This is a genomic window from Armatimonadota bacterium (assembly GCA_031459855.1).
Taxonomy (GTDB): Bacteria; Sysuimicrobiota; Sysuimicrobiia; order Sysuimicrobiales; family Humicultoraceae; genus Fervidifonticultor; species Fervidifonticultor primus.
Genome location: JAVKHP010000001.1, coordinates 1,667,404 through 1,692,253 on the forward strand (window position 1 = coordinate 1,667,404; position 24,850 = coordinate 1,692,253).

Genomic DNA, 24,850 nt, shown 5'->3' on the forward strand with positions numbered 1-24,850 from the left:
TTATGGGACGACGGCGGCGGGCTGTAAGCGGGCGGGGCGCGGGGGGATCCCCGCGCCCCGCCCGCGGCCGTCGAGTTGCCGGGTGCGGCGCCCGCGCCCGGACGGCGTGACGCCACGCAGGCGCCGGCTGCTGCGCGCCGGCGAGATCGCGCTGTTCCTGGCACCCTTCGGGGCGTTCTGGGTGCTCTTTCGGCTGGGCCCGGTGCTCTATGGCGTCGTCATCAGCCTGTACCGGTGGGATCCCCTGGGCGAGGCCCAGTTCGCCGGGGCCCGCAACTACCTGGCGCTGGCCCGCGACCCCCGCTTCTGGAACGCGTTGGGCAACACGCTGGAGTTCGCGGCGCTCGCGATCCCGCTCATCGTGGGGGTCGGGCTGCTGCTGGCGCTGTTCCTGTTCACGCACCGGGGCACGCGCGTCGCCCACTGGATGGAGGCGGGGTTCTTCTTCCCGTACCTGCTGACGGTGTCCGTCGTGGGCCTGGTGTGGCGGTGGCTGCTGGATCCCGACTTCGGTATCGTGCTGCTGGTGCTGCGGGGCTGGGGGCTGCGCCCGCCGGTCTTCCTCAACGAGCCGCGGTGGGCGATCCCGGCCATCGCGCTGGCCACCACGTGGTGGCTGGCGGGCTACCGCATGGTGCTGTTTCGGGCGGCGCTCGAGGACATCCCCGAGGAGCTCTACGAGGCAGCGCGCATCGACGGGGCCTCGGGCGCCCGCATCTTCGTGGCGATCATGCTGCCGCTGTTGAAGCCGGCGGTGCTCTTCGCGCTGGTGCTGACCACGATCTCGGGCTTCATCGTCTTCGGCCAGGTGCTCATCATGACCGCCGGCGGCCCGGGGCGCGCCTCGGAGGTGCTGGCGTTGTACCTGTACCGCTTCGGGTTCGAGTACCTCGAGATGGGCCAGGCCGCGGCGGTGGGCGTAGTGCTGTTTGCCATCATCCTGGGGCTCACGCTGCTCGCCTTTCGCTGGCTCGGCCTGGGGACGGCGCTGTGAGGGCAGACCGGCTGCTGGCGGGCGTCGTGCTGGCGGTCATGGCGGGCCTGCTGGCCCTGTGGATCGCACCCATCGCGTGGATGTTCGCCACGGGCGTCAAGCCCGCGCCCGAGATCTTCGCGCTCCCGCCCCGGTGGATCCCCCAGCAGCCCACGCTGCACCACGTGCAGGTCGTCCTGACCCGCTGGCCCTTCCTGCGGTGGATGCTCAACAGCCTGGTGGTGGCCACGGCCACCACGGTGCTGTCGACCCTGGTGGCGATCCCCGCTGCGTTCGCCTTCGCCCGCCTGCAGTGGCGCGGGCGCGACGCGCTCTTCCTGGCGTTCCTGTCGTCGATGCTGATCCCGCTGGAGGTGAACGTGATTCCCCTGTACTTCCTCATGAACCGCCTGCACCTGCTGAACACGTACCCGGCGGTCTTCCTGCCCATGATCGGCATGCCCATCGGCATCTTCCTGCTGCGGCAGTTCTTCCTCAACATCCCCACGGAGCTGGACGACGCCGCCCGCGTCGACGGCGCCGGGAACGTGCGGATCCTGCTGCACGTGATCGTGCCGCTGGCCAGGCCGGCGCTGGCGGCCCTGGTCATCTACATGTTCACCTTCGCGTGGAACGAGTTCTTCTGGTCGATGATCGCGCTGTCCTCGCCCCAGATGTTCACGCTGCCCATCGGGCTGCGGGCGCTGCAGGGGGCCTACGACATCGACTACGGGATCCTCATGGCCGGCGCCGCGCTGGCGGCGCTGCCTGCCCTGGTGCTGTTCCTGTTCCTCCAGCGGTCCATCATCCGCGGCATCGCCATGACGGCCCACCGGTAGGATGGCCGCCGGAGTCCTCGCGCGGCGCGCCATGACGAACCCGCTGCCCACGGCGTTCTGCCACGGGGCCACGCTGCTGCCGCTGCCCGACGGCAGCCTGCTGGGCGCGTGGTTCGGAGGTACTGCGGAGGGGCTCCCCGACTCGGGGATCTACACCGCACGGCTGGCCGCAGGGGCGATGGCCTGGTCGGCTCCCACGTTGGTGGCGCCCGCCGACGGACACCCGTGCGGGAACCCGGTGCTGTTCGCCGGCGCACCGGGCGTGCTCTGGCTGGCCTACTTTCGCGTCTACGGCGCGTGGTGCACCGGCGGCAAACCGTGCGCGCGGCTCTCGACCGACGGCGGACAGACCTGGTCGGAGGAACTTCTGCTGTGGGATCGCGCGGGCGTGCTGACCAAGAACAAGCCCCTCCGCGTGGACGCCACGCTGCTGCTCCCGGTGTACGACGAGGTGCGCTGGCAGGTGGGGATCGCGCGCCTGGACGTCGCGCGGCACACCACGGCGTGGGTATTCGATGACCTGACGATCGGCGCCGGCACCGGCGTGGCCATGATCCAGGGGACGCTGGCCGAAGCGGCGCCGGGTCGATTGCTGCTGCTCATGCGCACCCGGGTAGGCCGCATCTGGGCCGCCGAGAGCGCTGACGGCGGGCAGACATGGTCGACGCCGTACCCGACGCCGCTGCCCAATCCCAACGCCGGCATCGACATGGTGCGCCTGCCCGACGGGCGCCTGTGGCTGGCGTACAACCACACCGACCGCGGGCGGGATCCGATGCAGTGGGAGCTGCGGTACCCCCTCTGCCTGGCCGAGAGCGGTGATGGCGGCGCGACCTGGACGCGGGTGGCGGTGCTCGAGGAGGGGCCGGGCGAGTACTCCTACCCGGCCATCGTGCTGGACGGCGCTGGCCGGGTGCACGTGGCCTACACGGCACGGCGGCGGGAGATCCGGCACGTCGTGCTCGCACCCTGAGCGCCGCCGTCGGCGCCGGGCGTCAAGGATCACGTCGGAGCCGGCCCGTGCAGGGGGACTGGCATTGACTAAGTCATAGACTTAGTTCAAAATCTTGTGCGTGAAGGTGAGCGTCCATCAGGCGAAGACCCACCTCTCCCGACTCCTGCGGCGCGTGGAGACCGGAGAGGAGGTGGTGATCATGCGGGCCGATACGCCGGTCGCCCGCCTGGTACCCGTCCGACGCAAACCCGCAGCCCGGCGCCTCGGGCTCGATCGGGGAAAGGTGACCATCGCCGACGACTTCGACGCTCCGCTGCCGGACGAGATCCTCGCCACGTTCGAAGGGGCATGAAGATCCTGCTGGACACCCAGTGCTGGCTCTGGATGGAGGCCGCACCCGAGCGGCTCTCGGCAGAGGCCCGGCGCGTGGTCCAGGACGGCGCCCATGCCCTCTACCTCTCGGCGGCCAGCGCGTGGGAGATCGCCATCAAACACGCCCTGGGCAAGCTGCGGTTGCCCGTCGCGCCCGAGCGCTACGTTCCCAGCAGGATGCGGCGGGGCCGCATCCTGCCGCTGCCCGTGCAGGTCGAACACGGGTTGCGCGCCGGCCGCCTGCCGCCGTACCACCGCGATCCGTTCGACCGCTTGCTCGTCGCCCAGGCGCAACTCGAGGGGCTGACGATCCTCACAGCGGACCCGCAACTGGCCGCGTACGAGGTGCCGCTCATCCGCGCCTGAGGCCGCGAGCGCAGCCCCTGGCGCGGCGTGCCCGCCAGGCCCAACGCGCACTGGCTTCCATCAGACGACCGGGGCCCGCAACAGCGCCGCCCGCGCGGCGCGGGCCAGCGCCCGCACCGCGGGAAAGGGCAGCCCTTCCAGTTGCATGAGGACCTCGGCGGCCTGCAGCACGATGCGCTGCAGGTCGCCTTCTTCCACGTCCACGTCGGCCACCAGCTTGAGCCACTCGGCGCCCTGGGCCCACGCTTCCACCGCTGCCGCGCGGCGCTCGGCGGGCGACGGCAGTGGCCGCCGTCGCTGGCGGTCCCAGTCGACGCGGAACTCGTCGACGACCGGGTCCGCCGGCAGGTGCACCTCGCGCTCGACGCGCGCCACCTCGTGCACGATCTGCGCGAGCCCGCCGAGCCGCGCGTGGGCCCCACCGGCCCGCGGCGCCCGCTCGGTCCCCAGGGCGGCCGCCACCGCGGCCAGACGGGGGACGGTGCCCGGCAGGTGCCGCCGCCGGACGAGCTCGGCCAGAATCAGCAGCCGCGGATGGCGCAGGCGCATCGCCCACCGGCCCTCAGGCGTCAGGCGCGCGTCCGCGTCGAGGTAGCCGAAGACCTGGAGGACGGCCGCGCGCAGCAGGAAGACGGCGCTCACCCCGTCCCGCGCGCGCGCCACCGCGGCGGCGATGCGCCCCTCCGGCAGCCGGCGTGGCAGGCGTGGGGGTCGGCCGAGGAGGTCTTGAAACGCGGCGAGCGACCGCTGCAGTTCTCCCAGCGCGGTCTCGAGGTCGCGGCGGGCAAGCAGGTTGAGCACCTGGGTGTAGGACGGTGTGAACGCCGAGATCACGGGTTCGGGGTCGGCGTCGGCGAGGCTCAGCCCGAGTTCGGCGTCCTCGCGGGTGAACGCCGGGATGACCACCACGCCAATGCGGTCGCGTCCCCGCCGGCCGGCGCGGCCCGACATCTGCTGGAACTCCGTGACCGAGAGCGGTACGGGCCCCTGCGGGCTGTTGCGCACCAGCGTGGTGAGCACGACCGTGCGCGCGGGGACGTCGAGCCCGCTGGCCAGGGTGGTCGTGGCTGCCACGGCCCGCACGAGTCCCCGCGCCAGCAGGTCTTCGACCGCCAGGCGCCACCCCATCAGGTGCCCGGCGTGATGGGGGGCGACGCCGCTCTGGATCAGCGTGTGCCGGAAGCGGTGGCCCAGCAGCGTCGGGTACTCGCTCTCCCAGCGGGCCAGCGCCCGCGCGCGCTCCTCGGCCCCGGGCACCCGCAGTACCGCCAGCTCCCGTGCGGCCTCGTCGCACTGGCGGCGCGAGGGGAAGAACAGGATCGCCGGCAGCAGCTGCGCCGCGTCCAGCTGGCGGAACAGGTCGCGCAGCCAGCCCGGGCGCCGCTGCCCCGGACGGATGCGCCCCGCCAACGCCGGCGGCAGCAGGCGCCCGGCGGCGTCGGCGAGCAGCAGCCGTAGCGGGACCGGTCGCTCGTCCTCGCGCACGATGCGCGGCGGGCGGCCCCGGACGCCGGCCAGCCAGGCCGCCAGCTCCTCGGCGTTGGGGATCGAGGCCGACAGCAGCAGCAGCCGCGTCGTCGGCGCCGCGAGCAGCAGGATCTCTTCCCAGGCGGTCCCGCGCTCTTCGTCTCCCAGGTAGTGGGCCTCGTCGAGCACGATCAGCCCGATACCGGCGCCGCCGCCGTAGAGGATGTTGCGCAGGATCTCGGTGGTGCCGACGATGAGCGGCGCCCGCGGGTTGATCCGTCGTTCGCCGGTGAGCAGGCCCACGGCGGCTTCGCCGAAGCGGCGCTGGAACTGCCGGAACTTCTGGTTGGACAGCGCCTTGAGCGGCGTCGTGTACCAGGCGGTCGCACCGCGGGCCAGCAGCGCGGCGATCGCCTCCTCGGCGATCCAGGTCTTCCCGCTGCCGGTGGGGGCCACCACGAGCACGTCGTCATGGGCGACCGCCGCAAGGGCTTCGCGCTGAAAGCGCGCTGGTACCAGGGGCCCGGGCGGTACCTCGCCGACCTCGGCGAGGATCGGCCGCAGCCCCGGATGCAGGGTGCTTGGCGCCGTGGTGGCAGACGCGGGCGGGCGTCCCATCGACGTCCGCTTCCACGGGCCGCGGGACGTTTCCTACAGCGCAGCGTTTCCCTGTAGCACAGCGCTTCCCGCAGCGCGGCGTTTCCGACAGCGGGATGTCTCCTCCAGCGGTGTATTGGTGAGCGCCGCCGGCTGCTGCGAGGGCCAACACCTGCGGGGACCGTAGACCGACGTGGCCTGTGTACGTACTGTTTAAACACCCGGGCGATCTCAATACGAACATGTGTCCGATACCGGCATAGTGGACGACTGCGCCTCCGATCCATACGCGCGGGCGGCCGGGAGCCTGGGGTGCCCACAGCGCCAGCGACGGCACTTGGACACGCGCGCGGAGGTGATCGCGCCCAGATGAACCGGTCTGCCCGGTGGACAACACGTCGCCGGCTGGGGCGCACGTGTCGTCCCTGCCCTCTGTGGGTGCAGAGGAATTCCTGCGGGTGCCCGGACCGTGCGTGCTTTGGCTTGGCGGCTTCTCCCCGAGGTGGACTACCTGGAAGGCGGTGCGGCCCTGGCGAAGAAGACTCCCAGGCGATGCGCACGCGCGCCACCCGGGTGCTCGACGAGCTGGGCATCACCTACGAGCTGCGCGAGTTCGAGGCCGAGGCCTACACCGCCGCCGAGGCCGCGGCACGCCTGGGGCTGGCGCCGGGCCAGGTGTTCAAGACCCTGGTGGCCCGCACGGACGATGGGCGGGTCGCGGTGGCCTGTGTGCCCGGAGATGCTGCGCTCGACCTGCGGGCGCTCGCCGGGCTCCTGGGCGCCAAGCGGGCCGCGTTGGTCGACGCTACCGAACTTATGCGGCTGGTCGGCTATGTCAAAGGAGCGGTCTCGCCGCTGGCGCAACGGCGCCGCCATCCCGTGTTCATCGATGCCTCAGCCCTGCGCCACCCGCGGATCAGCATCAGCGCCGGAGTGCGGGGGCTACAGCTGTGGATCGACCCGCGCGACCTCGCCCGGGCCACCGGCGCGCAGGTAGTGGTGCTGACCGGCAAGGTGACACGCCCTTGATCTATGTGGAATCGTCCGCCCCGTCCGTGACCGCCGACCCTTCCCACAGTGAGGGTAGGCCCGCCAGCCGCCGCCAGCCTTCGCCCTCGCGCACGCGCTCGACCCGCAGCGCCTCGAAGTACTCGTCCAGCACGGCCGCGCGCTCCATGGCCAGGGGCGGCGAGCAGTAGTCCTCTTCCTCCCACACCGCCTCGCCCGTCTGCGGATCGCGGCGGGCGCCCTCCAGGGCGCGGGTCAGCGAGCCCCCAAACGGCCGCATGGGGGCAAACTCCTGGCGGTCCAACCGTTCGCGCAGTTCTGTCAGCCGGTCTGGCTTCGGACGGGCGCGCACCAGGTAGTAGGCCATGGGAGTCTCCTCCGGTCCGGCGATCGGATGCGTTCGCCTGACTTCAACCGCGCACGTGTGCGGGGCATTCCCGACCGTGATTCCTGCGCCCCGTGCTCAGCACCGCGTGGCGCGCGTAGCGCGCCCGTCACGGTCGTGCTTACGGGTGACTGGCGACCCTGCGTCGCTCACTCCAGCACCGCGTGGCGCGCGTAGCCTGCCCGGCACAACCGTGATTGCAATGACTGAACGACCTGCGCCCCTCACTCCAGCACTGCATGGAGCACGTGGCCTTCAGCATCGCGGGGCGTGGGGATGCCCAGCAGGTGCGCCAGCGTGGGGGCGAGGTCGATCAGGTTGATCGGCTGCTGCGGCCAGACGTGCCTGACCCCGGGGCCCGCCAGGATCGCGGCCGCATGCATCTCCCGCACCGTGGGGAGCGTCAGGTGGGCACCCGTGAAGTTGTGCAGCAGGCGCGAGGCCTCGAACTTCTCGGTGTTGACGATGATGCGCTCGGTGCCGTCACGGTACTTGACGGCGGCGCGGTAGACGTAGGGGTTGGCCATGTACCCGGGCTTCCAGGCGTAGAGCACGTCGCCGATGCGATCGTAGCCACGCCCCTCGTGCACGCCCAGCAGACGGGCGTCCTCCTTGCGCACGGCTGCGGCCACGATCGGTTCGCCGGTGACCGGATCGCGCAGGCGCATCAGGGCGTCGATGATCTCGTCCTGCACCCTGCCGTAGTCCTTGGGGTCCACGCAGCCCTGGGGATCACGTCCCTTGAGGTTGATGAAGATGTGGGCGTGGCCCGGTTCCAACGGGTAGCACTTGGTGCGCGTCCAGTCGACGAGCATCTCACCGCTTGTTGGGTCCAGCGTGAACGCCATGAGCCCGGCTTCGGCCAGGCAGTACTTGAGGAACGGAAAGACGTCGAGGTGGGTGAAGCCGTGGTCGGAGACCGCGAGCACCAGCGTGCGCTCGAGGTCCACGGCCTGCAGGATCCGCGCCACGCCCGCGTCGACCTCGCGGTAGACGTCGCGGATCACCCCCAACCAGCGGTCGGCGCTGGCAGGGTCGTAGGTGCGTGCCCGGGGCTCGATCCCACCGTACAGGACGTGCTCGACGTGGTCGATGGTCCCCACCCACGAGAAGGCGAGGTCCCAGTCGCAGGTGGTCAGCACGTGGGCCGTGGCCCTGGTCCACCAGGTCGTGTGGGCGGTGAGCTGTGCCGTGAACGCCTCCAGGGGAATCCAGCCGTCCATGAACGCCCACGGGTCGTCCACCTCCATGTAGGGACCCGCTACGGCCTCCAGGGCCGGCGTGAGCTCGGCCGGGATCGTGTAGGGCTCGGCGGTGTTGATGGCGGTGACGTAGAGCCGCAGGTCGTGGGCGTCGGGGCTGAGCGCGACGAGCTGGAAGCGGAACCGCCCGCGCCGGCGACCGCTGGCGGTCTCGAACGTCTCGGTGATCCAGTCGCTGAGCTCGCCGACCCGCAGCCGCGTCACGGCGGCCTGCCCGTCGCGCTGCGGGGCCACGAGGAGCTGGTCGTAGCCGGCGTCTGTAGTGGCCAGGATGGCCACGTGGTAGCGCACCCCGCGGGCATAGGTGGGCGGGACGTCGACGGTGATCTCCAGCGGCGGGCGCGTGCTGGGCGGCAGTCCCGTCCAGGCCCGTGCGGGCTCGGGGGTGACCACCACCATGCGCCCGGGCACCTGGTTGCACGGGAACCGCTGCGTGGCGAAGAACGAGCTGCTGGCGATGTCGAACAGCGGCATGTAGAAGAAGCGAAACGGCGGGTTGAGGGCGGCCGCCACCTGGACACCGCGCTCGAGCCCCATGGGCCAGGTGACCGGCCAGTTCACCAGCGCCGGCACCTTGCCGGCGCGCAGCCCCGCCTCCCACAGCGTCTCCGCCAGCTGGATCCGCCGGTCGAACGAGGTGTGCCACGCGTCCAGCGGTTCTCCGGGCAGGTGCACCATCAGGCTGGGCACGCCGGTGCTCCCGGGGCCTGCCCCCGTGACGATGGCCGACCACGCCGCTGCGGTCAGGGGCGGAAAGGTGGTCAGGGCGCGGGCGAAGACGCCCCGCCGCATCAGGCCCGCCAGCGCGGGGAGCGCGCCCTCGTCGGCGAAGCGCCGCAACAGGTCGGGGAGCGCCGCGTCCAGGCCCAGGATCAACAGCTTGTCGGGTCGTGCTGCCATGGTCGCCTCCTCGGAGGGCCCCGTCCTACCGCAGCGCCCCCAGGGTGAGCCCGCGCACGATGTGGCGCTGCATCACGAAGGCCACGACGATCACCGGGCCCATGATCATCACCGCCGTGGCGGCGAACGGGCCCCACAGGGTCTCCTCGGTGGTCAGGAAGCCGAAGATCGCCACCGGCGCCATGCGCACACGGGCGCCGGTCAGCACCGAAGCGTACACGAACTCGTTCCAGGCGTTGATGAAGGAGAGGATGGCCGTGACGGCGATCCCGCCGTAGGCCTGGGGCAGCACCACCCGCAGAAACGCCGTCAGCCGTGAGCAGCCGTCCACCAGGGCGGCTTCCTCCAGCTCGCGGGGCACGTCGAGGAAGTACGTGGTGACGAGCCAGACGGCGAACGGCAGCGTGACGGTGAGGTAGATCAGCAGGATCCCGACGTGGGTGTCCAGCAGCCGCAGCCGCGACAGCGCCAGGAAGAAGGGGATGAGGAAGCCGACGGGCGGCGCCATCTGCGTGAACAGCGTGTAGAAGAACAGCGGCTCGCGGTAGGGGAACCGCACCCGCGCGTAGGCGTATCCGGCCGGCACGCTGACCAGCAGGGTGAGCGCCATGGTGAGCGTCCCGACCAGGGCGCTGTTGACGATGCTGCGCGAGACGTCGACGGTGCCCAGGGCGGTGCGGTAGTGCTCGAGGGTGGGCGCAAACCACAGGCGCGGCGGAATCGTGAAGATGTCGGTGCGCGCCTTCAGCGACGTGGCCAGCACCCAGAGCACCGGCACGGCCCAGATGCCGATGGCTGCCAGCAGGGCCGCGTAGCGGGGCAGGTGGCGGGCGAGACGTCGAAGCCCGAGGGACCTTGCGCTCTGCGCGCGAGGGAGGCGAAGCGGGCTCATGCAGGGCCCCTTGACGCCACGACGCGTCCCGGTGGCGGTGCGTGGCGGGCGCGGGGCGGCCTCGTGCGGGGCCCTCTACCCCCTACGACGCGTCGCCGTGGCGGTACGTGGGATGCGCGCATGCGGGGCGACCTCATGCGGGGCTCTCCACCGCAGCGCGCAGGCGGCCGAAGAGCACGGTCATCGCCGCGGTCACCAGGAGGAGGGTGACCGTGAGCGTCGCCCCGTACCCGAGGTTGAGCGCGTTGAACGCCACCCGGTAGGCGTAGAGGTTCAGGATCTCGGTGGCGGTACCCGGCCCGCCGCCCGTGGCGGCGTAGATGGCGTCGAAGGCGCGCAGCGCCACGATGGTCCGGATGATGACCACGGTGACGATCGCCGGGCGCATCAGCGGCAACGTGATGTAGCGGAATCGCTGCCAGGCGGTGGCGCGGTCCAGCAGGGCGGCCTCGAAGGGTTCCACGGGCAGCGCGGCCAGGCTGGCCGTGAACACCAGGAAGGCGAACGGGGTCCACTGCCAGGTGTGCAGCACGATCACCGCGCCCAGCGCCAGCGTGGGGTCGCCCAGCCAGCTGTGGGAGCCGATGCCGAGCACCGTGGCCAGGTAGTCGAGCAGCCCGTAGCGCGGCGTCAGCAGCAGGGTGCGCCAGACGAGCCCCACCACCACCGGGGCCAGGACCATGGGCAGCAGCACGGCGGTGCGCAGGACGTTGCGCCCGCGCATCTCCCCCGCCAGGGCCAGGGCGAAAGCGAGCCCCAGCACCACCTGCAGGGCCACGCTGGTGACGGTGTAAACGGCAGTCACCCGCAGGCTGTGCCAGAACCGGGGGTCGGTGAGCATGGCCGTATAGTTGGTCAGGCCGGCGAAGCCCGTGGCCCACGGTCGGGTCAGCTCGATCCGGAAGAAGGTCACCGCGACCAGGAAGACCAGCGGCAGGGTGGAGACGACGGCCAGGACCAGCAGACTCGGCCCGGTCAGGAGCAGCCCGAACCGCGCCTCGTCGTCGAACGTTCGGCGGCGGCGCGGAACGGCCCGGGCCGCCCCGACCGCCGGCGGGATCAGGGCGCCCGGGAGGCCGTTCCGCGCGTCGGCCGCCTGCTGCGTTCTGCGCGTCACCGTCGCAGGATGCGCGAGAGCTCGGCGTTGGCGTCGTCGAGGGCCTGCTTCGGCGTCTTGCGGCCCACCAGGGCCTCCTGGATGGCGATGGCCATCGCCTCGCCGATCTCCGGCCACTCGGGGATGCGGGGCCGCCAGTCGGCGTCGGTGTCCTCGCGCAACGAGGTCAGCACCACGTCGGCGTAGTCACGGGTGAACGCGATGACCTTGCGGTACTCGGGGTCCTGCCAGATGGACATGCGGTTGACGCCGGTGCGCACCACCGCGTCGGGCGCCTCCTTGAAGGTGGCCGACGACAGCTGGGTGGGGCGGCTGGCGAGCCACTGGATGTAGAGCCAGGTGGCCTGCTTCTTGCGGGAGGGCAGCGCGGCGTTGATGGGCATCGCCCAGTTCCAGATGCTGGTGACGCGCTTGTTGGCCGGGCCCTTGGGCCAGCGCTGGTAGCCGATCTGCCCGGCCACCTTCGACTTGGCCGGGTTCTCGATGACCGACGCGGTGCTGTTGGCGTCGATGTACTGCACCACGGTGCCCGCGGCGAACGCCTCCATGATCTCCGGCCAGTTCCAGTTCTCCACGCCCCTGGGCGCAAACTCCCGCAGGACGCTCACGTAGTACTCGAGGGACCTGACGCCGGCCTCGCTGTTGACCGTCGGGCGGCCGGCGTGGTCGAACCACTGCCCGCCGTAGGCACGGAACAGCGAGGGCCAGATGTACATGTTCTGCCCCGCGCCGCGAAATCCGCGCAGGGCGAGCCCGAAGAGGTTCTGGGCCGGCGCGTGGCTGCGCCGGGCGGTCTCCCGCAGCTCGTCCAGGGTCTCCGGTGGGCGCAGCCCCAGGCGGTCGTAGACGTCCTTGCGGTAGATGTGGATGGTGACCTCGCCCTCCACCGGCATTCCCCACAGCCGGCCGCGGACGGTGTTGGCCCGGCGCCACAGCGGTACGATGTCCTCGAGGGCGAACCAGGCCCGGTCGGTGAGCTTCGCGTCGTCCAGGAACAGATCGAGCGGCTCGACCCAGTTGTTGGCCGCGTAGAGCGGCAGGAACATGGGATCGGCCGTGTGGCTGGCGTAGTTGGCGGTGCGGGCGCCCAGGTCGAGCACCGCCTTCTCGCGCATCTCGCGCGGCGGGATCACCTCGAAGGTGACCTCGATGCCCGTGAGCCGGGTGAACTCGGGCGTCACGGCCCGGAACTTGGTGAAGTAGTGGGCGGGCGTCACCAGGATGTGGATGCGCTCGCCCGCCAGTTGCCGCCAGTTGATGCGCGCTGCCGCGTAGGGGTCGGTGCGGGCGGCCGCAGCCCAGACGGCCTCTCCGGCTCGCCCAAAGTACCCGGCGGCCAGGCCCCCGGCGGTCATGCGGAGCAGTTCGCGTCGCGACATCCTACGCATGGTCTCGCCTCCCATCTGGAGTCTGTCTCACCTGCCACGCGCGGTACAGCACGCCCGCACGCTTTTCGCCTACCGCAACCCTGCGCGCACGCCGACCGGCGCCGCCTGCCCGTACAGCGGCAGCACGGGCTCCAGCCGCCACACCAGCGCGGGGACCACGGCCAGCTGCACGACGATCCCCGGCAGTCCGGTGACGATCGCCGTGGCCAGATAGGTCCTCGCGGGCACCGGGAGGCCCATGACCGGCCCGACCACGGCTGCCACCAGTCCCAGCACCGCCCGGCCAGCCGTCAGGGCCACGACCAACGCCACGTACTCTGCGACCAGCGCCGACCAGGAACGCCCGCCTGATGCAGGCGACGTGCGCGCCGGCGAATCGGGTATCGCGTAGCCCGCGGGCCCCCGGGCCGGCACGAGGCGGCGACGTACTGCGCCCATGACCAGCCCGTAGGTGGCCAGCTCCGCCGTCATGAGCGGGGCGACCGGCGGGACCAGGGGCGGCATGCCCGTCAGCAGATGCGAGAGGCCCGGTGCGAGCAGGCCCACCAGACACCCCACCCGCGGGCCGACCAGCGCCCCCAGCAGCAGGACCGGCAGGTGCATGGGCAGCAAGCTGGGGCCCAGCCCCACGGCGTGGAACGCCACGGGCAGCACGACCGCCAGGGCCACGCCCACGCCGACCATCGTGACGGTTGCAGCGGCACCCAGCTCTGGCCACGGGGCGCGCGCCCGGTGGCGTGCGCGTCCCCTGGTGGCCACGCGCGCTGCGGTCTCCCGCACGGCCGCCACGGCCTCGTCCAGGTCGCCGCCGCGGTCCAGCACCTGGGCGACGGCGGTTTCGAACGGACACGGCCCCGTTCCCGCGCGGTTCGTGATCATGGGAACCCGACGGTCGGCTGTAAACGTCAGGCCGAGGGCCCGGGCATGTCGCTCTGCGGCGTCGCTGGCCACCCCGGCGTGGACGGCCTCCAGGCCGCCCCACGCCGCCACCACCACGGCGGCCGCGCCGACGATCCGATCGGCCAGGGCTGCCCCGCGGCAGCCCGCGTCGCGCAGGTGCGCTGCAGCGTCGAGCAGGGCGCCAAGGCCGGGATCGGCCGACTCCGCCAGCACCCGGCCCTCGTGCACGATCACGAACCCCAGGTGGCTGGTCCGCAGGCGCGCCGCTGCCAGCGCGAGGTCTTCGGCGAGGGTATCAGGAGGGCGCGGCATCTTCGGACTCCCCAACAGGAGGCTGCGCCAGACGCTCGTACACCTGCACCAGCGCAGCGCTGTCCAGTCCGGCCAGGCCGCGTGCGCGCGCCAGGTGGTTCAGCACCTGCACCATCGTCGTCAGCACCGGTGCGGCCCCTGCGGCGCGGGCCATGTGCACCGCCAGATCGGTGTCCTTGCACAGCAGGTCGATGGAGAAGACAGGGGAGAAGTCGGCCCGGGCGATCTTGCCGCCGGCCTCGCGGAACAGCCCCGAGACCGTCGCGGCCCCGCTGGAGACGATCGCGTGGTACAACACGTCCGGCGCGATGCCGACGCGCGGCGCGGCGGCCATCAGCTCGGCCGTCGCCGCGTTGATGATGGCGAACATCATCTGGTTGAGCAGCTTCACCGTGTGCCCGGCGCCGGCGGGCCCCACGTGGATGACGGTGGCGGCGAACGCCTCCAGCACGGGCCGTGCCCGCTCCAGCACCGCGACCTCGCCGCCCACGGGCACCGTCCAGCGCCCTGCGGTCGCCGGGCGCCCGAGGATGGGCGCGTCGAGGTAGCCGACGTGCGCGGCCGCGGCCCTGGCCGCCAGCCTGCGGCTGATCGCCGGGTCGCTGGTGCTCGTGTCGATGATGACCTGCAGGCTGCCGGGGTGCGCCAGCAGGCGCCCCGTGACCTCGACGATCTCCGCCGGGCCGGGGAGCGACAGCACGACGGCGGCGATGCGGCTGCCCAGGTCGTCCAGCGTCGGCACGGCGGTCGCGCCGGCGTCGACAGCGGCCGTCCGCGCCCGGGGGTCGGGGTCGTAGGCGACCACGGGATACCCTGCAGCGTGCAGGGCGGTGACCAGCAACCGGCCCATCGTCCCGCACCCGGCGACGCCCACCGGCGCCGGCGGGACCAGCGGTGAGACGGGACCGGTTGCCACCGCGACGGCGTCGCTGCTGGCGGTCAGCCGCCGCGCTGGCCGCGCGCTGGTGGGGGCTGCTTTGCCGGCGGTCCGGCGGGACGCGGGCGTCATGGCGGGACGGGGACCTCAGTGTGGGCGCGTGACGCGGCGTGCAGGTGTACCTGCACGCGCGACAGCCGCGGCACGATCAGCAGACGTGGCCGCCCGCCGACGTGGCGCGCGGCGTGTCGCAGCGCCTCGTCGAAGGTGGCCACGGGAATGCAGTTCATGCCCCGGGCATACCCGGGGTCGCGGGCGCCGACGAGGTAGACGGCGCGCGCGTAGCGGTCGGCCAGTCCGCCCATGTAAGCCATGGAGAACCCGTGGAACGGGTGGTAGGCGTAGGCATGGCGGTACCGGCGGGTCCACTCCGGTCGCGTGCAGACGTCGTCTTCGTAGCGGGCGAGGTCGTCCACGCGGTGACAGCGCTGCAGCAGGTCGTAGATCTCACGGTACGCCGGGAACCACTCGTCGTTGAACCAGCCGTCGCACACGCACGCGGCGATGACCACGGGAAACGGCACGAGCGCCCCGAACGCGCGCGCCAGGGAGGCACCGATCGCCTGCTTGAGCAGCAGCGGGTTGGACCCCATGCCGGGGCCGTAGTGGAAGGTGCGGGGAATGCCCAGTACCAGCACGTCAGCGGGCTCGCCCGGCACCGTCACCTCCGTGCGGCGCCCGGCGGCCGGCCAGGTCGCCTGCTCGACGTCCGCCAGGCGGCCGGCGACCACCGTCAGCTGCTGGTTCTGGCCGTTGAGCACGGCGTCGACGGCAAAGAACGGCTGCTTCATTGCGCGTTCCATGGCCTCCCCGATGCGGCGCAGCTGCTGGCGAAAGCGGCTGCCGGTCGAGATGGGCACGAAGTCGGGTCGGAACATGGTGCCGGGCGCGTGGTGGCAGCGAATGGAACGCCAGCCCACGAGCCCCGTGCACGGCATCTTGTAGCCACCGCTGTAGCCGCCGTAGGGGTTCCCCAGCGTGTGCCCCAGCACGATGGTCAGGTCGGCCTCCAGCACGGCCCGGTTCACCTCGACCACGTCGCCGTCCTCGGTCTCGCCCAGGTGCACCATCCCCTGGGGGTCTTCGGCGTCGTGGTTGACCAGGCGCTGTCCCCGGAACCGTGCGACCACCTCGGCGCCGAGGTAGCTCTCGAACTCGTGCGGCAGGTTCTTGCGGTGCAGCCCGATCGCGCACAGCAGGGTGACGTCGCGGTCGCGGACGCCGGCGTCCTGCAGCTCCTCGAGCAGCAACGGGATCGTCACGCGCCGGTGGGCCGTGCCGTGCGTGCCGCCCTTCACCCGATCCGGAAAGGCGATCACGACCCGCGCACCGGGGCCCACGAGGGCGCGCAGACGCGGCGTGCCCAGCGGGTGGGCCAGGGCCTGCCGGGTGAGGGCGACCGGGTCCGCGGTCGGCACGGGGTCGTGGTAGACCGTGCCGGGCTCGACGACGATCGCGTCGTCGGGGACCTCGATCTCCATGATGCCGTCGCCGTACTCCAGGGGTACCCGTTTCGTCGCCATCGTCTGCCCCGCCGTGCGCCACACGGGCCGGGCGCGGAGGCCGCCTGCCCTGCGGTCGGTGCGTGGTGCGCCGTTTCGACGGGCATGTTGTTTATTCCTCTAGACAATTGGCGGAAAATTTGGACGTGCCGTGGCCCCGTACGGGGGCCCCGGCCGCCGCAGCGAGGTGGTCGTCCCGGGGGGAGGGTGCCCTGGGTGGATGCTCGCGGAGCGCCCACCGTCCCCGGTGGCGGGGTTGCCGTGGGGACAGAGGCTCCCTGCAGCGGAGAGGACGGACCAGCCACCTCTCGGCCTCCCGTTTCCAGGGTGGGTGCCGTGGGGACAGGAGGGTCGCTGCAGCGGGCGGGTGCTGGCAGCTGGCGGCCTGCGCGCGGCGGGCCGGCCGCGCCGCCAATTGTCCACAGGTCAGGACAAGTGTTACCATGCGGGAGGCCGCCTGCGGGGCGGCGGGAGTCACCGGTGCGGCTCGATCGGAACAGCGGCGTTCCCCTGCACGTCCAGATCCGGGAGCTCATCCGGCTGGGGATCGCCCAGGGCGCGTGGCGCGTGGGCGAGACCCTCCCGCCCGAAGAGGAGCTCTGCCGTACCCTGGGCGTGAGCCGGGGCACCATTCGCCAGGCCCTCAACCGCCTCGTGCAGGACGGCCTCCTGGTGCGGCAGCGTCGTGCGGGGACCCGTATCGTGCGCGGCGTGGCCGACGCGGGCCTCCTGTTCATCTCACCCTATCGCGCCATTCAGGCCGCCGGCATGGATCCCAAAGTGCAGGTGCTGGCACTGGAGAAGCGGCGGGCGCCCGATCGGGTCCTGGCGGCCTGGGCCGCGGGGGCGCGCGAGCGTCCGCGGCCCGGACGCACCGGCCGGCAGGCGATCCACTTCGACCGCGTCTTCTGGGCCAACGGGGAGCCCGTGGCCCGGGGCAGTTCGTGGGCGCCCCTGCCGCGCTTCGAACGCCTGCTCACCATGGATCTCACCGACCGCGCCTTCCTGGACGTGCTCGCCCGGGAGTTCGGCGTGGTCATCACCCGCATCGACGAGCGCATGGAGCTCACGGCGATGTCCGCCGAGAACGCCCGCTTGCTCCGAGGACGCCGCGGCGCCCCGTGTCTGGCCGTGACGCTGTGCCAGTGGTCCCGGACCGAGCCGGTGGAGTACGCGGAGTTCTGGCTCGATCCCGCCAAGTCGCGCTTCCTGCTCACCGGCGTCCTGGGGATCGATGCCCGGCTGGCGCGCGGGCCTGCGGCCCCGGGGCTGCCCGGGCCCCGGTGAGCGGCGGGTCACCGGTAGCGCCCTGCAACGTGCCAGGCGCGATCGGTACCGGCCCGCGGGCCTCGTGCGCGGGCCGGTTGCGGCGCACGATGGCCGGAATGCCGCGGGCGGTCGCTGGTGCGGTCTGCGAGGCTCTGCCTGGCGAGGGCCCCGGACCGCCCTGGTGCGGTGACGCCCGTCGTGCAGGGCTCCGGGCCGTGTGCGTCGGAGTCTCGCGATGCAAGTAGACAGCCACGAGCGTGGCACATCCGTGGCACCTCCAGGAGGGCATCGGTGCGCGTCTACATCTCGGTCGACATGGAAGGCATCACCGGCGTCGCGGTCAGCAAGCACGTCACGCCCGGCGAGAAGGAGTACGATCGCTTCCGCAAGCTAATGACCCAGGAGGCCAACGCGGCGGTCGAAGGTGCGCTGGCGGCCGGGGCCACGGAGGTCGTGGTCAGCGACGGCCACGGGCCGATGACCAACCTGCTGGTGGAAGAGCTGCACGAGGCGGCACGGCTGCTGTCGGGCAGCAACAAGTTGCTGGGCCAGCTGGAGGGCATCGACCGCGGCTGGGACGCGGCGTTCTTCGTCGGCTACCACCAGCGCGAGGGCGGCGGCGACGGCATCCTCAACCACACCCTGCTGGGCCGCATCGTCTACGAGGTGCGCCTCAACGGCGAGCCGGTGGACGAGGCGGCGATCAACGCCGGGCTGGCGGGCGCCTTCGGAGTCCCCGTGGCGCTGGTCACCGGCGACGCGGCGGTATGCGCCGAGGCCGCGCGCCGTCTGCCCGGCGTGGTGACGGTGCCGGTGAAGGAGGCGATGGACCGGGTGGTGGGTTTGAGTCTCACCCCGGCCCGTGCCCACGCGCTGATCCGCGACGGCGCGGCCCGGGCACTGCGCGCCGTACGCGAGGGGACGATCGCACCCTACCGGGTGCCGGTGCCGGTCGTCTTCGAAGTGGACTTCAAGCGCACGCCGCCGGCCCGCATGGCGACCCTCTTCCCGGGCGTGCAACGACGCGGCCCCCGCACCATCGCCGTCACCGACGTCGACTACGTGAAGGCGTTCAAGCTGTTCTGGGGGTGCCTGATCGTCGGCATGGCGACGGCAGAGGGGCTGCTGTAGACCACGGCTGGTGGGATCGTCGCCGGCTCACCCGTCCTTCCAGGCTCCCAGCACCCGCCGCACCACGATCAGCTGCCCGATGTGGTAGGCGTTGTGGTCGATGAGGATGAGCACCTCCCGCAGGTAGGTATGCCGCTTCGCGTGCGGGATGGGCGCCAGGAGGTCGATCGCCCGGTTGGCCACCAGGCGCTCCATGCGCCGGAGGTCTCGCTGGAAGGCCGCGATGCTGGCAGTCCAGGCGCCCGCGGTGGGAGGCGCCGGATCCTTTGGCCAGTAGCCCTCGGGCCACGGCGGCGAGACATGCCCGGGGTTCAGGCAGTACTCGACGATGTCCCACTGGGCGATGCGCAGGTGCTCGAGCAACATCCACGGCGAGTACGGCAACCCCCGCGGCTTGACGCCCCGCAGCCTGGAGGACAGGCCGGCCACCGCCTTCTCGAACGGCACGTGGGCATGGCCGCCGCGCAGCTGCCAGCGGAGCCAGCGGCGCAACGCAGGATCGGTGCTCATCGGATTCCTCCTGTGTCGAGAGGTTGGACGTGCTCCCGGCGGAGGCCCTCTTGCCGGTGGCGGCACAGCATCCTACACCGCCATCCCCATCGCCCTGAGCATCTCCAGGTCGGGGGGTACCGGTCCGCCGATGCTGCGCATGCCCTGGGGGCCGGCCTCCACCACATGGCGCACGCCCGGTGGGACCACCAGCGCGCACGCGGCGTGGAGCGCCACGCGCTCACCCGCATCGAGGTCGTGGGCCCACCCGGAGCCCGCCAGCACGAACAGGCTGTCCTCGGAGGTCGGGTGCACGTGGGGGCGGTTCGCTTCGCCCGGCGCGAGCTCCACCAGGTTCATCACCGCATACCGCGCGCCCGTGTGGGGGGCGATCACCAGCCACGACCGGCGGGCGATTATGGGCATGGGGATGCCGTCCTGCAGCGGATCGAAGATGCGCAGCGCGGCCGGCGGGTAGCCGCGCGGGACGCTGCCCGCAGGGTCGGCGAGGTCGACTGTGCCTCCCGCGCCGGCGAAGAGGGTCGGGTCTGGTGGGCACGGCCCGCCGGCGAAGACGGCCGGTCCGACCAGCCGGTAGGCGACCCCCGGCGGCACGTAGAGCATCTGGGCCTCGCGCACCGGATGCGCGGGCCCGTCGGGTTCCGCGTGCACGGCGCCCGCCCCGTGCACGACGAAGTACGCTGCCTCGTACGGATGGCACAGGACCGCGGTGGCAGCCTGCGCCGGCAGCTCGACGTACAGGAGCGCCCGCTCGCGCGCTCCGACCTCGGGCCGTAGCAGGGCCCGCACGCGTCCGCCGCCGGCCGCCAGCGGGAGCTCGGGGGCGTCGTCGAGGCGCGCGACGCGGATCGCGCTCACGCCGGCACCTCCACGTCGAGGAACGCGACGATCCGGCAGATCGACGCTTCCCCGCCCACGAACTTCCACGGGAAGGCGCCCACCACGCACCGGCGGTTGAGGACCTGCGCGAGGTCGCCGCCGAGGTTCTCGGCGTGCACTACCCCGTGGCGAAACGGCTCGTGGTGCATGACGAACAGGTGCTCCTCCGGGAAGCGCTCCTCGACGCTGACCCCGAACCGTCGCTCGTACTCGCGCGCGAGGTCCGGGCGCTTCCAGCGGATCGAGGTGTTCATGGGGTGGTCCGCGGAGCCGCAGTCGACGCCGATCCAGCGGAAGCGCATCTCGACCGCCCACTCGGCGAACCGGCGGTCGGGGCCCGGGTGCTTGCAGAAGTACTTGACCAGGTCTTCCTCCGACATGCCCGCGTAGTACCGATGCCAGCCGGTGTGGAGGATGAGGATGTCGCGCGGGCGCACGTCCACCTTCTGCATCACCAGCTCCGGGGTGTAGACGCCCCACTCTCCGACCTCGGACACGTCGGCCACGGCCGCAGGGCCCACGAGCTGGTCCAGGGGGAGCGAGGCGATGTCCGCCCCGCCGGAGATGCCGTGCATGGGCGCGTCGAGGTGGGTGCTGAGGTGCAGGGGCGTCTCGATCATCTGGCTCACGATGCCGTGGGTCTGGTGCGTTTGCAGGTACCACAGCTTCAGGCCAGGGTAGCCGACCCACCCTGGCGAGTGGATCGTCACGGGATGGCTGAGGTCGACCAGGCGCATCGGTATCCCTCGAACGTGGTCTTCACGGAGTGATTGACGACGACGCGGGCGATGTCCTGCATCGGTCGCAGGGTGCGGTGTCCCGCGCAGGCCCATCGCGGTGCCCGGTCGTGGCGGTTCCGGGGTTGGGTTGTGCGGTCACGATGCCCGAGCGTGGTGGTCATGGCAGCGGAGCGTGCGGTTACCGTCGCCAGCGCGCACCCCACGATGCGCCGTGCCCAGAGCGTAGCAGTGAGGGTGCCCGGTCGTGTGGTCACTGTGTCCGAGCGTGGTGGCCGCGAAACCCGGCCGTGGCGATGGCGGTGCCCGGCCGTGCGGTCGTGGCGCGGCAGCGCACTACGGGTGGGACCGGGGCAGGAGGGGACGCCCCGAGGAGGCGAAGTTTAAGCCAGGTTGAAAGGGCGCGCCCGGCCGATCGCCGTCCGGCGCGCGAGGGGGTGGCCGATGAGCATCGTCTCCGCAGCGGAGGCGGAAGGTGTCCTGGCCCGCATCGACCGCGAGGAGCTCGTCACGCTCGCCCTGGACCTGGCCAACATCGACAGCCCCACGGGCCAGGAAGGCCCGGTGGCCGACTACCTGGTGGCGACGCTGACCAGCTGGGGGCTCGCGCCCCGCAAGGTGGCGCTGCTCCCCGACCGCCCGAACGTCGTGGCACGGCTGCGGGGTACCGGGGGCGGGTGCAGCCTCATCTTCAACAGCCACATGGACACCACCATCGCCAAAGACGAGCTCTGGGTGACCCCGCGCGCCGCCGACCCGATCTTCCACAGCGGCTGGCGCGACGGCGACTACCTGATCGGCAACGGGGTCTGCAACAACAAGGGGCCCATGGCCTGCTGGCTGATCGCGGCCAAGGCGATCCACGAGAGCGGCGTGCGGTTGCGCGGCGACCTGATCCTCACCATGGTGGCCGGCGAGATCGGGCAGGAACCTGTCGACGAGTTTGTGGCCCCGCACTACCTGGCCAAGGAGACCGGGGCCCGCTACCTGGTCGAGCACGGCACCGTGGCCGACTTCGCCCTGGTGGCCGAGGGCACCGACTTCGCCCTGGGGTGGGTCGAGGCGGGGAAAGCCTTCTTCAAGGTCACGGTGTACGGCAGCGACTTTCCCCTGTACACGCCCTACATCACGCGCCCGACCCCGCTGGAGGAGAGCCCCAGCGCCATCGTGCGGGCCGCGCGGGTGATCGAGCGGCTGGAGGCCTGGGCGGCCGAGTACGAGCGCCGCCACCGGTACGAGTCTCCCGGCGGCACCGTGGTCCCCAAGGTGAACATCGGCGCGATCCGCGGTGGGGTGCCGTGGAAGATCACCAAGACCGTGGGGGTCTGTACGCTCTACGTGGACGTGCGCATCACCCCCGTGCAGGACCCCCTGGACGTCCAGGAAGAGCTGCAGGCCGTGCTGCGCGCGGCAGGAGTGCCCGGCGAGGTCGAACTCTACGTCTACCGCCGTGGCTACGAAGGGCGCGGGGTCGAGCCCCTGGTGGAGGCCATCGGCCGCGCCCACGAACGGCTGATCGGCGGCCGTCCGGGCCTGGCGGCGGCACCATACACCAGCATGTGGCGCGACGTCAACGTCTTCAACGCGGCGGGCATTCCGTCGGTCATGTACGGGCCCGGGCCGAGCGTGGGCGGCGGCCAGCTGGCCATGCGCATCGACGACATGGTGCGGGCGGCCCAGGCGTATGCGCTGATCGCGCTCGACGTGTGCACCCAGCCGCGCCCGGCCCGGCGCGCGGAGGGATGAGCCGGACGGTGGCGGCCACGACCACGCAGGGCACGACCACGCAGGGAAAGGAGGCACGACCATCGACCTGGTGATCCGCCGCGGACGCCTGCGCGGCCGGGAGGGGCTGTGGGACCTCGCCGTGACCGGGGGCAGGATCGCGGCGGTGGCCCCGGCCATCCCGGAGCGCGGCCGCGAGGAGATCGACGCCGCCGGCGGCCTCGTCACGCCGACGTTCGTGAACCCCCACGTACACCTCGACAAGACCATGCTGGGCGACGTGATGCGCCCCAACGTCTCCCAGACGCTGCAGGAAGCGATCGAGATCACCTGGGAGTTCAAGCGCGCGTACACCGACGACGACATCGTCGGCCGGGCCGGGCCGGTGGTGGAGGCTGCGGTCGCGTACGGGACCACCGTGCTGCGGGCCTTCGCCGACGTGGACAGCCACGCGGAACTCCGCGCCGTCCGCGGGCTGCTGGCCCTGCGCGAGCGCTACCGCGGCATCGCCGACATCCAGGTGGTAGCCTTCCCGCAGGAAGGCATCGTGCGCGATCCCGGCACCGACCGGTTGCTGCGCGAGGCGATGGCGCTGGGCGCCGACGTGGTCGGCGGACTGCCCTGGTACGAGCGCACCGACGAGCACATGCGGCGCCACATCGACATCGTCTTCGAGATCGCGCAGGCCTGCGACGCCGACATCCACATGCTGGTCGACGACACCGACGACCCCAACGCCCGCAGCCTGGAGTACCTGGCGGTGAAGACCCTGGAGACCGGGTACCGGGGACGGGTCGTCGCCAGCCACTGCGGGGCGCTAGCGGCCTACAACGACACCTACGCCGCCAAGGTCGTCGGCATGGTCGCCGAGGCCGGCATCACCATCTGCAGCAACCCCCACATCAGCCTGGTGCTGGCCGGCCGGCGCGACCGCGAGCCGATCCGACGCGGCATCACCCGTGTCCGGGAGTTGCTCGCCGCCGGGGTGAACGTCGTCTCCGGCCAGGACGACGTCAACGACCCCTACTACCCGTTCGGCCGCAATAGCCAGGCGGAGGTCGCGCTGTTCATGGCCCACACCGCGCACCTGACCTCTCCGGACGAGATCGAGCGCTGCTTCGACATGGTGACCGGGAACGCGGCCCGGGCGCTGCGGCGCGAGGGCTACGGGACCCAGCCGGGTGACCGCGCCGACCTGAACGTCTGGCGCGCCGCGAGCGCGAAGGAGATCCTGCGGTGGCAGCAGCCGCCGGCGTACGTGCTGAAGGACGGGCGGGTCCTGACCGCCTGGAGCTGGCAGGCGCACCACCGGTGGGCCGTCCCGGGGTAGGCGCCGCCCGCCGCGGCAGCCTGGCATGCTGGCCGCCGGCACGGGCGGGGGGCGAGCGTGGCCCGGCGCAGGTGCAGCGCGTGCGGGAGTGCTGGATGGAGGAGGGGAGGGGCATGCGGCGTGCAGGCATGGTGATCGCAGCAACGCTGCTGGTCGTGGTCACAGCGGGCGCAAGCGCGGCACCGGCGCCGGACTTGGTCCGGGTGCGGATGGCACGGCTCGCGTTCCCGTCACTGGTCACGGTCATGGTCGATGTCGTCAAGGGGGCCGGCCTGGACCGTACGCACGGCCTCGACCTGGAGCCGGTGTCGTACAGCGCGGTCTCGGCCTTCTACGCCGCCCAGGCTACGGGCGAAGTCGACGCAGGGGTCGGCGGTCCCCACGTCTACCAGCGCCTGCGCCTGGAGGGCGCGCCGATTCAGATCGTGGCGTCGTACGTGGGGCTGGCGGCCATGGTGGTGATCTCCCGCAACCCGCAGGTGCGCACCGTCGCCGACCTGCGCGGCCGCACCCTGGCGGCCGACATGGGCTCCTCGGAGTTCCAGATCCTGGCCATCTACGCCAGGAGCAAGGGCCTGGACCTGCGCCGCGACGTCACGGTGGTGCAGGCCGGGCCGCCGCTGGCCCGTGCCCAGCTTGCCGCCGGCCGCGTGGACGCGGCCATGACGTGGGAGCCGACCGCGACGCTGACCCTGCGCGACAGCACCGAGTACCGGATCATCCTCAACGGGCGCGCAGCGTGGCGTGAGCTGACCGGCAAGGACGGGTGGGAGCTCGTGGTGCAGGTGCGGGAGGACGTCGCCCGACGCACCCCCGAGGCGGTGGCACGGCTGCTGGCCGCGCTGCAGGAGGGGCAGCGGTTCCTGCGCACCAACCTCGACGACGCCGACCGGATCGTCGCCCAGAGCGTCGGCCTGCCCGCGGGCGTGTTGAAGGAAGCCGTGCTCTTCCGTCGCATCGTCTACGACGTCCGGCCCGCCTGGACACCCGCGGTCCGGGCGTCGCTGCAGGAGATGTTCCAGGCCGGCGTCGACCAGGGCATCCTGCCGCGCCTGCCCGACGCGGGGATCATCTACCAGCCGCCGCGGTGAGCCCGT

The 24,850-nt window shown here is 72.0% G+C and carries 23 protein-coding genes; 11 read left to right on the forward strand and 12 right to left on the reverse strand.

Annotation, left to right across the window (positions count from 1 at the left end):
• The first annotated feature begins 106 nt into the window (after nucleotides 1-106).
• From QN157_07590 to QN157_07610, 5 genes are all read left to right on the forward strand, one after another.
• Nucleotides 107-994 carry a sugar ABC transporter permease gene (locus tag QN157_07590; GenBank protein MDR7555454.1) on the forward strand — a complete coding sequence of 296 codons (888 nt, stop codon included), beginning with the start codon at nucleotides 107-109 and terminating at the stop codon, nucleotides 992-994.
• A complete protein-coding gene (locus QN157_07595) occupies nucleotides 991-1,812 on the forward strand; it encodes a carbohydrate ABC transporter permease (protein ID MDR7555455.1) in 822 nt (273 codons plus the stop codon). The genes QN157_07590 and QN157_07595 overlap by 4 nt, the downstream gene beginning before the upstream one ends.
• A 31-nt stretch (nucleotides 1,813-1,843) precedes the next feature.
• A complete protein-coding gene (locus QN157_07600; GenBank protein MDR7555456.1) occupies nucleotides 1,844-2,785 on the forward strand; it encodes a sialidase family protein in 942 nt (313 codons plus the stop codon).
• Nucleotides 2,786-2,891: 106 nt separating this feature from the next.
• Nucleotides 2,892-3,119, forward strand: coding sequence for a type II toxin-antitoxin system Phd/YefM family antitoxin (locus tag QN157_07605; GenBank protein ID MDR7555457.1), 228 nt, complete (start codon nucleotides 2,892-2,894; stop codon nucleotides 3,117-3,119).
• Nucleotides 3,116-3,505, forward strand: a complete 390-nt coding sequence (locus QN157_07610) for a type II toxin-antitoxin system VapC family toxin (GenBank protein ID MDR7555458.1) — start codon at nucleotides 3,116-3,118, stop codon at nucleotides 3,503-3,505. The genes QN157_07605 and QN157_07610 overlap by 4 nt, the downstream gene beginning before the upstream one ends.
• Before the next feature lie 60 nt (nucleotides 3,506-3,565).
• Here QN157_07610 and QN157_07615 read toward each other — a convergent pair whose 3' ends face one another.
• Nucleotides 3,566-5,590 (reverse strand): DEAD/DEAH box helicase, encoded by a 2,025-nt coding sequence (locus QN157_07615; protein ID MDR7555459.1) that lies wholly within the window; start codon nucleotides 5,588-5,590, stop codon nucleotides 3,566-3,568.
• 531 nt (nucleotides 5,591-6,121) lie between these two features.
• Between QN157_07615 and QN157_07620 the strand changes: the two genes are divergently transcribed.
• Nucleotides 6,122-6,598 (forward strand): aminoacyl-tRNA deacylase, encoded by a 477-nt coding sequence (locus QN157_07620; GenBank protein ID MDR7555460.1) that lies wholly within the window; start codon nucleotides 6,122-6,124, stop codon nucleotides 6,596-6,598.
• Between the two features lies 1 nt (nucleotide 6,599).
• Here QN157_07620 and QN157_07625 read toward each other — a convergent pair whose 3' ends face one another.
• From QN157_07625 to QN157_07660, 8 genes are all read right to left on the reverse strand, one after another.
• On the reverse strand, nucleotides 6,600-6,944 hold the full coding sequence (locus QN157_07625) for a hypothetical protein (protein ID MDR7555461.1): 345 nt from the start codon (nucleotides 6,942-6,944) through the stop codon (nucleotides 6,600-6,602).
• Nucleotides 6,945-7,186: 242 nt separating this feature from the next.
• Entirely contained in the window at nucleotides 7,187-9,124 is a 1,938-nt protein-coding gene (locus tag QN157_07630; protein ID MDR7555462.1) for an alkaline phosphatase family protein, read from the reverse strand.
• A gap of 25 nt (nucleotides 9,125-9,149) precedes the next feature.
• Nucleotides 9,150-10,016: a carbohydrate ABC transporter permease gene (locus QN157_07635; protein ID MDR7555463.1), complete on the reverse strand. Its 867-nt coding sequence runs from the start codon at nucleotides 10,014-10,016 to the stop codon at nucleotides 9,150-9,152.
• A gap of 133 nt (nucleotides 10,017-10,149) precedes the next feature.
• Nucleotides 10,150-11,133, reverse strand: coding sequence for a sugar ABC transporter permease (locus tag QN157_07640; protein ID MDR7555464.1), 984 nt, complete (start codon nucleotides 11,131-11,133; stop codon nucleotides 10,150-10,152).
• A complete protein-coding gene (locus tag QN157_07645) occupies nucleotides 11,130-12,521 on the reverse strand; it encodes a sugar ABC transporter substrate-binding protein (protein MDR7555465.1) in 1,392 nt (463 codons plus the stop codon). The genes QN157_07640 and QN157_07645 overlap by 4 nt, the downstream gene beginning before the upstream one ends.
• A 69-nt stretch (nucleotides 12,522-12,590) precedes the next feature.
• Nucleotides 12,591-13,733 carry an ECF transporter S component gene (locus QN157_07650; protein MDR7555466.1) on the reverse strand — a complete coding sequence of 381 codons (1,143 nt, stop codon included), beginning with the start codon at nucleotides 13,731-13,733 and terminating at the stop codon, nucleotides 12,591-12,593.
• Nucleotides 13,717-14,742 (reverse strand): NAD(P)-dependent oxidoreductase, encoded by a 1,026-nt coding sequence (locus tag QN157_07655; GenBank protein ID MDR7555467.1) that lies wholly within the window; start codon nucleotides 14,740-14,742, stop codon nucleotides 13,717-13,719. The genes QN157_07650 and QN157_07655 overlap by 17 nt, the downstream gene beginning before the upstream one ends.
• Nucleotides 14,739-16,193, reverse strand: a complete 1,455-nt coding sequence (locus QN157_07660; GenBank protein MDR7555468.1) for a lactate racemase domain-containing protein — start codon at nucleotides 16,191-16,193, stop codon at nucleotides 14,739-14,741. Before QN157_07660 ends, QN157_07655 begins: the two co-directional genes overlap by 4 nt.
• Before the next feature lie 459 nt (nucleotides 16,194-16,652).
• Between QN157_07660 and QN157_07665 the strand changes: the two genes are divergently transcribed.
• Together QN157_07665 and QN157_07670 are read left to right on the forward strand one after the other, a co-directional pair.
• Nucleotides 16,653-17,459 carry a GntR family transcriptional regulator gene (locus tag QN157_07665; protein ID MDR7555469.1) on the forward strand — a complete coding sequence of 269 codons (807 nt, stop codon included), beginning with the start codon at nucleotides 16,653-16,655 and terminating at the stop codon, nucleotides 17,457-17,459.
• A 273-nt stretch (nucleotides 17,460-17,732) separates the two neighbouring features.
• A complete protein-coding gene (locus tag QN157_07670; protein MDR7555470.1) occupies nucleotides 17,733-18,572 on the forward strand; it encodes a M55 family metallopeptidase in 840 nt (279 codons plus the stop codon).
• Between the two features lie 27 nt (nucleotides 18,573-18,599).
• Here the strand turns inward: QN157_07670 and QN157_07675 are convergent, their stop codons facing one another.
• From QN157_07675 to QN157_07685, 3 genes are all read right to left on the reverse strand, one after another.
• Nucleotides 18,600-19,082, reverse strand: coding sequence for a DinB family protein (locus tag QN157_07675; protein ID MDR7555471.1), 483 nt, complete (start codon nucleotides 19,080-19,082; stop codon nucleotides 18,600-18,602).
• Between the two features lie 72 nt (nucleotides 19,083-19,154).
• The gene (locus tag QN157_07680) at nucleotides 19,155-19,940 is read right to left on the reverse strand and encodes a cupin domain-containing protein (GenBank protein ID MDR7555472.1); all 786 of its coding nucleotides are present in this window, start codon (nucleotides 19,938-19,940) and stop codon (nucleotides 19,155-19,157) included.
• On the reverse strand, nucleotides 19,937-20,698 hold the full coding sequence (locus tag QN157_07685) for a cyclase family protein (protein ID MDR7555473.1): 762 nt from the start codon (nucleotides 20,696-20,698) through the stop codon (nucleotides 19,937-19,939). The genes QN157_07680 and QN157_07685 overlap by 4 nt, the downstream gene beginning before the upstream one ends.
• Before the next feature lie 444 nt (nucleotides 20,699-21,142).
• Between QN157_07685 and QN157_07690 the strand changes: the two genes are divergently transcribed.
• The 3 genes from QN157_07690 to QN157_07700 all read left to right on the forward strand — a co-directional run bounded on the left by QN157_07690 (nucleotide 21,143) and on the right by QN157_07700 (nucleotide 24,844).
• Nucleotides 21,143-22,444: a M20/M25/M40 family metallo-hydrolase gene (locus tag QN157_07690; protein ID MDR7555474.1), complete on the forward strand. Its 1,302-nt coding sequence runs from the start codon at nucleotides 21,143-21,145 to the stop codon at nucleotides 22,442-22,444.
• A 70-nt stretch (nucleotides 22,445-22,514) separates the two neighbouring features.
• The gene (locus QN157_07695) at nucleotides 22,515-23,753 is read left to right on the forward strand and encodes an amidohydrolase family protein (protein ID MDR7555475.1); all 1,239 of its coding nucleotides are present in this window, start codon (nucleotides 22,515-22,517) and stop codon (nucleotides 23,751-23,753) included.
• 113 nt (nucleotides 23,754-23,866) lie between these two features.
• On the forward strand, nucleotides 23,867-24,844 hold the full coding sequence (locus QN157_07700; protein MDR7555476.1) for an ABC transporter substrate-binding protein: 978 nt from the start codon (nucleotides 23,867-23,869) through the stop codon (nucleotides 24,842-24,844).
• The last annotated feature ends 6 nt before the right edge of the window (nucleotides 24,845-24,850 follow it).

Excerpts from the sequence above, each read along its gene's own strand:
- QN157_07600 (MDR7555456.1), top strand. The coding sequence starts at position 1,844 with ATGACGAACCCGCTGCCCACGGCGTTCTGCCACGGGGCCACGCTGCTG.
- QN157_07610 (MDR7555458.1), top strand. The coding sequence starts at position 3,116 with ATGAAGATCCTGCTGGACACCCAGTGCTGGCTCTGGATGGAGGCCGCA.
- QN157_07615 (MDR7555459.1), bottom strand. The coding sequence starts at position 5,590 with ATGGGACGCCCGCCCGCGTCTGCCACCACGGCGCCAAGCACCCTGCAT.
- QN157_07620 (MDR7555460.1), top strand. The coding sequence starts at position 6,122 with ATGCGCACGCGCGCCACCCGGGTGCTCGACGAGCTGGGCATCACCTAC.
- QN157_07625 (MDR7555461.1), bottom strand. The coding sequence starts at position 6,944 with ATGGCCTACTACCTGGTGCGCGCCCGTCCGAAGCCAGACCGGCTGACA.
- QN157_07630 (MDR7555462.1), bottom strand. The coding sequence starts at position 9,124 with ATGGCAGCACGACCCGACAAGCTGTTGATCCTGGGCCTGGACGCGGCG.
- QN157_07635 (MDR7555463.1), bottom strand. The coding sequence starts at position 10,016 with ATGAGCCCGCTTCGCCTCCCTCGCGCGCAGAGCGCAAGGTCCCTCGGG.
- QN157_07645 (MDR7555465.1), bottom strand. The coding sequence starts at position 12,521 with ATGCGTAGGATGTCGCGACGCGAACTGCTCCGCATGACCGCCGGGGGC.
- QN157_07650 (MDR7555466.1), bottom strand. The coding sequence starts at position 13,733 with ATGCCGCGCCCTCCTGATACCCTCGCCGAAGACCTCGCGCTGGCAGCG.
- QN157_07655 (MDR7555467.1), bottom strand. The coding sequence starts at position 14,742 with ATGACGCCCGCGTCCCGCCGGACCGCCGGCAAAGCAGCCCCCACCAGC.
- QN157_07660 (MDR7555468.1), bottom strand. The coding sequence starts at position 16,193 with ATGGCGACGAAACGGGTACCCCTGGAGTACGGCGACGGCATCATGGAG.
- QN157_07675 (MDR7555471.1), bottom strand. The coding sequence starts at position 19,082 with ATGAGCACCGATCCTGCGTTGCGCCGCTGGCTCCGCTGGCAGCTGCGC.
- QN157_07685 (MDR7555473.1), bottom strand. The coding sequence starts at position 20,698 with ATGCGCCTGGTCGACCTCAGCCATCCCGTGACGATCCACTCGCCAGGG.
- QN157_07690 (MDR7555474.1), top strand. The coding sequence starts at position 21,143 with ATGAGCATCGTCTCCGCAGCGGAGGCGGAAGGTGTCCTGGCCCGCATC.
- QN157_07700 (MDR7555476.1), top strand. The coding sequence starts at position 23,867 with ATGCGGCGTGCAGGCATGGTGATCGCAGCAACGCTGCTGGTCGTGGTC.